This is a genomic window from Pricia sp. (assembly GCF_041745955.1).
Classification (GTDB): domain Bacteria; phylum Bacteroidota; class Bacteroidia; order Flavobacteriales; family Flavobacteriaceae; genus Pricia.
The window spans coordinates 1-6680 of sequence record NZ_JBGTHY010000542.1 but is presented as its reverse complement, the minus strand read 5'-3'; the positions used below and the strand labels follow the sequence as shown (position 1 = coordinate 6680).

The following is a 6680-nucleotide window of genomic DNA, read 5'->3' as shown; positions in this document are numbered from 1 at the left end:
GAACGGAAATGGAGTTTTTTGGGAAGGGAATTTCAACGCACTTGCGGATGCTGCGGCACCCACCAATTCCACTACCGGCCAAGGGGGTTCATTGGCGCGTTTTAAGATTGTCGACGACTACTTGTACGCCGTTGATTTTCACAACATCAATATTTTTAATATCTCAGATCTTGGCAGCCCGAAGACCTTGGGCCCTGTTTCTGCGGGTTTTGATATTGAAACGATTTTTAACCAGGGACAATATCTGTTTTTGGGCAGTATGAGCGGAATGTTCATCTATGATATTTCTTCACCGGCCGTTCCGACCTATGTTTCTGAATTTCAACACGGAACGGCTTGCGATCCCGTAGTAGTCGATGGCGATTATGCCTATGTTACACTGCGTGGTGGTAGTGCTTGCGGTGCAACGGAAAGCGGATTGCTTATTATCGACATTTCAAACATTGCCAATCCCGTATTGCAGAAAGAATACCCTATGGACGAACCTTACGGTCTGGGGATAAAGGACGAGAAACTATTTATCTGCGACGGTGATTCGGGTCTAAAGGTGTACGATAAGACCGATGTCGATAATTTGGTACAACTGAGCCATTTTAAGGATATCAATACCTTCGACGTCATTCCCTTGGAAAACAACTTGTTAATGACCGGCAGGGATGTTATTTACCAATATAAGTATTTGGATGACAATATTAGATTGTTGAGTACGTTGCGGCTCAATTAAGATGCATTGATGTAAAATGGAACGCCCCGAAATTCGGGGCGTTTTTTTATACCTATATATAGGATATGAACGGGAATTAAAAAATTCAATTACTTTTGTGCCACGAAAAAACCATATATGGCCAAGAATTTAGTGATAGTCGAGTCGCCCGCAAAGGCAAAGACGATAGAAAAATTTTTAGGAAAGGATTTTAAGGTGGAGTCCAGTTTCGGGCATATCGCAGATTTGCCCTCCAAGGAATTGGGGGTGGATGTCGAGAAGAATTTTGAGCCCAAGTACATCGTCGATAAAGACAAGAAGGCACTCGTAAAAAAACTGAAAGATCTTGCCGACAAAGCGGATATTATCTGGCTGGCGAGCGATGAAGACCGTGAAGGGGAGGCCATTTCGTGGCATTTGGCCGAGGAATTGAAGCTCGATAAGAAGAAGACGCGGCGTATCGTTTTCAACTCGATTACGAAATCGGCCATCCAAAAGGCGATTGAGAATCCTCGGGAAATCAATTATAACCTGGTCAATGCACAGCAGGCGCGCCGTGTTTTGGACCGTTTGGTAGGCTATGAACTATCCCCGGTACTGTGGAAAAAAATCAAACCGGGCCTATCCGCAGGTCGGGTTCAGTCCGTTGCCGTACGTTTGATTGTCGAGCGGGAAAGGGATATTGAAGGCTTTACGCCAGAAGCATCCTTTAAAATATCCGCAGAATTCAAAACGGAAGATGGCAGTGTCTTCACTGCAAAACTGTATAAAAGCTTCTCGACCAAATCAGCCGCCGAGAAATTTCTGACCCAAAATATCGGCGCCGATTTTTCCATTGGGGATCTGGACAAAAAACCCGCCAAGAAATCGCCGTCCGCACCGTTTACCACTTCCACTTTACAACAGGAAGCCTCAAGAAAACTCTATTTTTCGGTAGGAAGAACCATGCAGGTGGCCCAGCGCTTGTATGAAGCCGGATTGATTACCTACATGCGAACCGATAGCGTCAATCTTTCAAGCGAGGCCATCACGGCCGCGAAAGACGCCATTATCGCTAATTACGGCGAAAAGTACAGTACCGTTCGAAACTTTAAGGGAAAATCAAAAGGTGCCCAAGAAGCACATGAGGCCATTCGCCCGACAGAAATGACCAATGCATCGCCCTCTTTGGAACGTGACCAATCAAAACTTTACGAACTGATCTGGAAACGGACCATTGCGTCACAGATGAGCGATGCGCAATTGGAGCGCACCAATGTAAAGATAAAGGCCAACACCCATGACGAAGAATTTACGGCCAATGGCGAGGTCATTAAATTCGACGGATTTCTTAAGGTGTACCTAGAAAGTTCCGATGAAGAAGATACTCCCGAAGAGCAAGATGGGATGCTGCCCGTCATGAAAGTCGGTGAAACCTTGCTGAACAATTATATTTCGGCGACAGAACGTTTTACAAGGCCGCCTTACCGCTTTACGGAAGCATCCCTCGTAAAAAAATTGGAAGAGTTGGGTATCGGACGGCCCTCTACCTACGCACCGACCATATCGACCATTCAAAATAGGGGATATGTCGAGAAGGGTACTGTCGATGGTGTCGAAAGAAAATATGTACAGTTGTTATTACAATCTGGTGCGGTCAATGAAAAAAGGCTGACCGAGACCGTAGGTTCCGATAAAGGTAAGATGGTGCCCACGGACATTGGTATGATCGTCAACGACTTTTTGGTGAGCCATTTCGGTAACATTTTGGATTATAATTTTACCGCTAGGGTAGAAGAAGAATTTGACGAAATCGCCGAGGGCGAGGAAGATTGGCAGAAGGTGATGAAAAATTTTTACAATGATTTTCATCCCAAGGTGCTCGATGTAGAGGAAAACGCCGACCGCGCCAGCGGGGAGCGGGTCTTGGGCGAGGATCCAAAGTCGGGCAGGCAGGTCTCCGTACGTTTGGGCCGTTTCGGGCCGATGGTGCAGATGGGCACGGTCGACGATGAGGAAAAACCCAAGTTCGCCAGCCTGTTGCCAGACCAGTCCCTGACAACGATAACCTACGACGAGGCTATGGAACTGTTCAAGCTTCCAAGAAAACTGGGGGTTTTTGAAGGCGAGGAGGTAGAGGCCAATGTGGGCCGATACGGTCCGTACGTGCGTTTCGGTAAAAAATTTGTATCCCTCGGCAAAGATGAAAGTGCCTTCGATGTCGATTTCGAAAGGGCCGTTGAGCTGATCAAGGAAAAGCAAGAGGCCGATGCGCCTATTTTTAGGTATGAGAACGAGGATGTAACGAAGGGGACAGGCCGTTTCGGACCCTTTATAAAGTGGGACGGCATTTTTATCAACGTCAACAAAAAGTATGATTTCGAAAACCTATCCCAGGCCGACCTGATCGAACTGATCGAGGCCAAAAAACAAAAGGAAATCGATAAGGTCGTTCAAAATTGGGAGGAAGAAGGCATCCGCATTGAAAAAGCGCGATGGGGCCGGCATAATATAATAAAGGGAAAGACCAAAGTAGAGTTGGCCAAATCGGTGGACGCAGTCAAGATGTCCTTGGCAGAGGCGAAAGAGCGTATCGAGAAGAAAACGCCGAAGAAAAAGGCCGCGAAGAAGCAGGCGGCACCAAAGAAAAAAGCGAAAGCGAAGAAGAAGTAGGCGTATGGCATTCGATTTTCTGACTCCCGTCGAAGACAAAGTTCTGGCGCACTGCGAACTACTTCCAGCACAGGCCTTGGGAAAATACCTGAAGATACACACGAAACGCCACGGGCTTCCGGACCTCGAATCCATATCCATCGCCATCATCGGCGTAAACGAATCCCGTAACGCCTTTGAGAAGAAACCTGAAAAACTGGATATTTCCGCTATCCGGATTCAACTTTACAAATTGTTTCGCGGCAATTGGAATTCCAGCCTCGCCGATATGGGCAATATCGAAGAAGGCGAAACGGTAGAGGACACCTATTTTGTCGTCCGGAATGTGGTGGCCGAACTATTGCGGAAAAATATCGTCCCCGTCATTATAGGGGCTACCCAAGATATTACCTACCCTGCCTATCGGGCGTTCGACGGTATCAAAGAACTGGTCAATTTGGTAGCCGTAGACAGTCGCTTTGATTTCGGGATGGACGATGAGCTTATTTCGTCGCACTCCTACATGAGTAAAATTATCACCGAGAAGCCCAACAATCTTTTTAATTTTTCGAACATCGGGTATCAGAGCTATTTTAATGCCCAGGAAGAAATCGATTTAATGGAACGGCTTTTTTTCGATGCATATCGTCTCGGCGAGCTGGGTGCCGATATTTCATTGGCGGAACCCGTTTTGCGCAACGCCCACATGATCAGTATGGATGCTCGTGCAGTGCGTGCCAGTGAAATCGGTCTATCCGATAATTTTTCGCCCAACGGCTTTACCGGCAGGGAAATTTGCGCTATCGCCAGATATGCGGGTATCAGTGATAAGGTCAGTATCTTTGGTATCTATGAGATGGAAAATACGGTACAGTCCGCCCAATTAATGGCGCAGATCATCTGGTATTTCATCGAAGGTTTTAATTTCCGTATCACCGAATCGCCCTACGACAGGGCCGATAACTTCACTAAATATAACGTACCGACCGAAATCGAGCAGTTGGTCTTTTACAAAAGCCACCTTACCGATAGGTGGTGGGTCGAGGTTCCTTCCATTTTGGCCCCGCATACTAAAACGAATTCACCGGCGTTATTACCTTGCACCAATAAAGACTATCTGGAGGCCTGCGACCAGAACATTCCCGAAAGGTGGTATAAGGCTTACAAAAAAGGCTTTAATTAGGGCAAAAAAAAATAAAGTATAATTGCCGCCGATACAATAATTTGACTAAATCGCAGTTTTAGAGTGTAGAATAAACGTAATTTTTTTGCAGTCAATAATCAGAATCGAAATTTAACCTAAAGTATGAAAAAGCTATTGTTATCATCTATAGCGTTTGTTTTTTTACTCAGCAGTTGCGGGTCAAAAACAAAAGGAGAGCTAGTAGGGGCCGAAGGAAGAAAATGGTATCCCGAAAAACCTTACGGTATGGAACTCATTCCTAGGGGAGCGTTTATCATGGGTAAATCAGAAGAGGATCAGGCCAAGCTCTTGAATGCACCTACCAAGACCGTTACGGTCAGATCGTTCTACATGGATGATACCGAGATCACGAACAGTGAATACCGCCAGTTTGTGGAGTGGGTAAAGGATTCCATCACGAGAACAAAATTGGCCATGCTCGCCGATGAATTACAAATAGGCCCCGAAGAAGGCGGTATCGGTGATTATGCTTTCAAGGATGCCGATACGACCAAACTTTCAGCGTATGACAAGTATATGCTCGACAATTATGCCGGTATGGGCGAAACCGGTTTTGAAGGAAGGGCCCTAAATAAGGATGAACAATTAATCTGGGACGTTTCCGAATATCCGGATGAATACTACACCGAGATTATGGACTCCATGTATATTTCAGAGGATCAATCCTATAACGGCCAACGTACGATCGACGTCACCAAATTAAAGTACAAGTACAGCTGGATGGATATCGAAGCTGCCGCACGCGCCAAAACCGGGAACAGAAAAGACTTTATTCGTCAAGAAGAATTGGAAATCTATCCCGATACAACGGTTTGGATCCGTGATTTCGAATATTCGTACAACGAGCCGATGCACAACGATTATTTTTGGCACGACGCTTACAGCGAATATCCCGTTGTGGGCGTTTCATGGGATCAAGCCCGGGCTTTCTGTAATTGGAGGACGAAATACAAGAACGACGATCAGAAAAGCCGCGGCAAACAGTTCGTTAATCAATTCCGACTGCCTACCGAGGCCGAATGGGAATATGCCGCAAGAGGCGGTATCGAAAGTGGAACCTACCCATGGGGCGGTCCGTATGTAATAAGCGACACCGGATGTTTTATGGCGAACTTCAAACCACAGCGTGGCGACTATGCGGCCGATGCGGCGCTCTATACCGTAGAGGCCAAGTCTTATGAACCGAACGATTTCAACCTTTACAATATGGCCGGGAATGTAGCCGAATGGACGAACTCAAGCTATGATCCCGCATCTTACGACTACGTGTCGACCATGAACCCCAATGCCGGTGCCTTGGCCAATGCGAGAAAAGTGATCCGTGGCGGGTCTTGGAAAGATGTTGCCTACTTCTTGCAAGTAAGCACCCGAGATTATGAGTATGCCGACTCCGCACGTAGCTATATCGGTTTCCGTACCGTACAGGATTACATGGGCGAGGAAGACTCGACCCAGTGAAAAGTATTCAATAATTAATAATCGATTTTCGGCCAGTTTCAAATACACCCCCGAGTGGCCATCGGAACAGATCAAACCTTTTAACCAAATCTTTAGTATTAACATTAAATTTCAAATTAAATCTTAAATTATGGCACAGTCAAAATCAACAAAGAAATTATTCAACATGGCCTATGGCCTTGGCGCATCGGTAGTAATCATTGGTGCATTGTTCAAAATCCTTCACTGGGAAATTGGTCCGCTTACAGGGGGTCTGTTACTAGCGGTAGGTCTTATTACAGAGGCACTTATTTTTGCAATTAGTGCGTTCGAACCCGTCGACGATGAATTGGATTGGGCATTGGTCTATCCAGAATTGGCAGGTGGTGCTACTTCCCTAGGGAAAACTAACGAAGCCGAAATGAAGGAAGCCGAAGCTTCTTTGTCCGCTAAATTGGACAACCTATTGAAGGAAGCCGGCGTCGATGCCAACTTGATGGAAAGTTTGGGAACTAGCATCCGTAACTTCGAAGGCGCCGCTAAAGGTATCGCGCCAACAGTCGATGCTATGGAATCTACCCGTAAGTATTCCGATGAAATGGTTCAAGCAGCGGCTCAAATGGAATCGTTAAATAGCCTTTATAAGGTACAATTGGAAAGTGCCAGCAAGCAAGCTACCGTCAATGAGGAACAATTGCAAAATGC

At 46.2% G+C, this 6680-nt stretch carries 5 protein-coding genes; all 5 read left to right on the top strand.

Going from position 1 to position 6680, the window contains the following annotated elements:
* The coding region (locus ACEW8S_RS19450) for an LVIVD repeat-containing protein (RefSeq protein ID WP_373519768.1) at positions 1 to 724 on the top strand (724 nt) is incomplete at its 5' end.
* A gap of 117 nt (positions 725 to 841) precedes the next feature.
* On the top strand, positions 842 to 3355 hold the full coding sequence (gene topA / locus ACEW8S_RS19445) for a type I DNA topoisomerase (protein WP_373519767.1): 2514 nt from the start codon (positions 842 to 844) through the stop codon (positions 3353 to 3355).
* A gap of 4 nt (positions 3356 to 3359) precedes the next feature.
* Entirely contained in the window at positions 3360 to 4517 is a 1158-nt protein-coding gene (locus tag ACEW8S_RS19440; RefSeq protein WP_373519766.1) for a formimidoylglutamase, read from the top strand.
* Positions 4518 to 4640: 123 nt separating this feature from the next.
* Positions 4641 to 5996 (top strand): gliding motility lipoprotein GldK, encoded by a 1356-nt coding sequence (gene gldK, locus ACEW8S_RS19435; protein WP_373519765.1) that lies wholly within the window; start codon positions 4641 to 4643, stop codon positions 5994 to 5996.
* Between the two features lie 130 nt (positions 5997 to 6126).
* A partial coding sequence (gene gldL / locus ACEW8S_RS19430) for a gliding motility protein GldL (RefSeq protein ID WP_373519764.1) occupies positions 6127 to 6680 on the top strand: 554 nt, incomplete at its 3' end.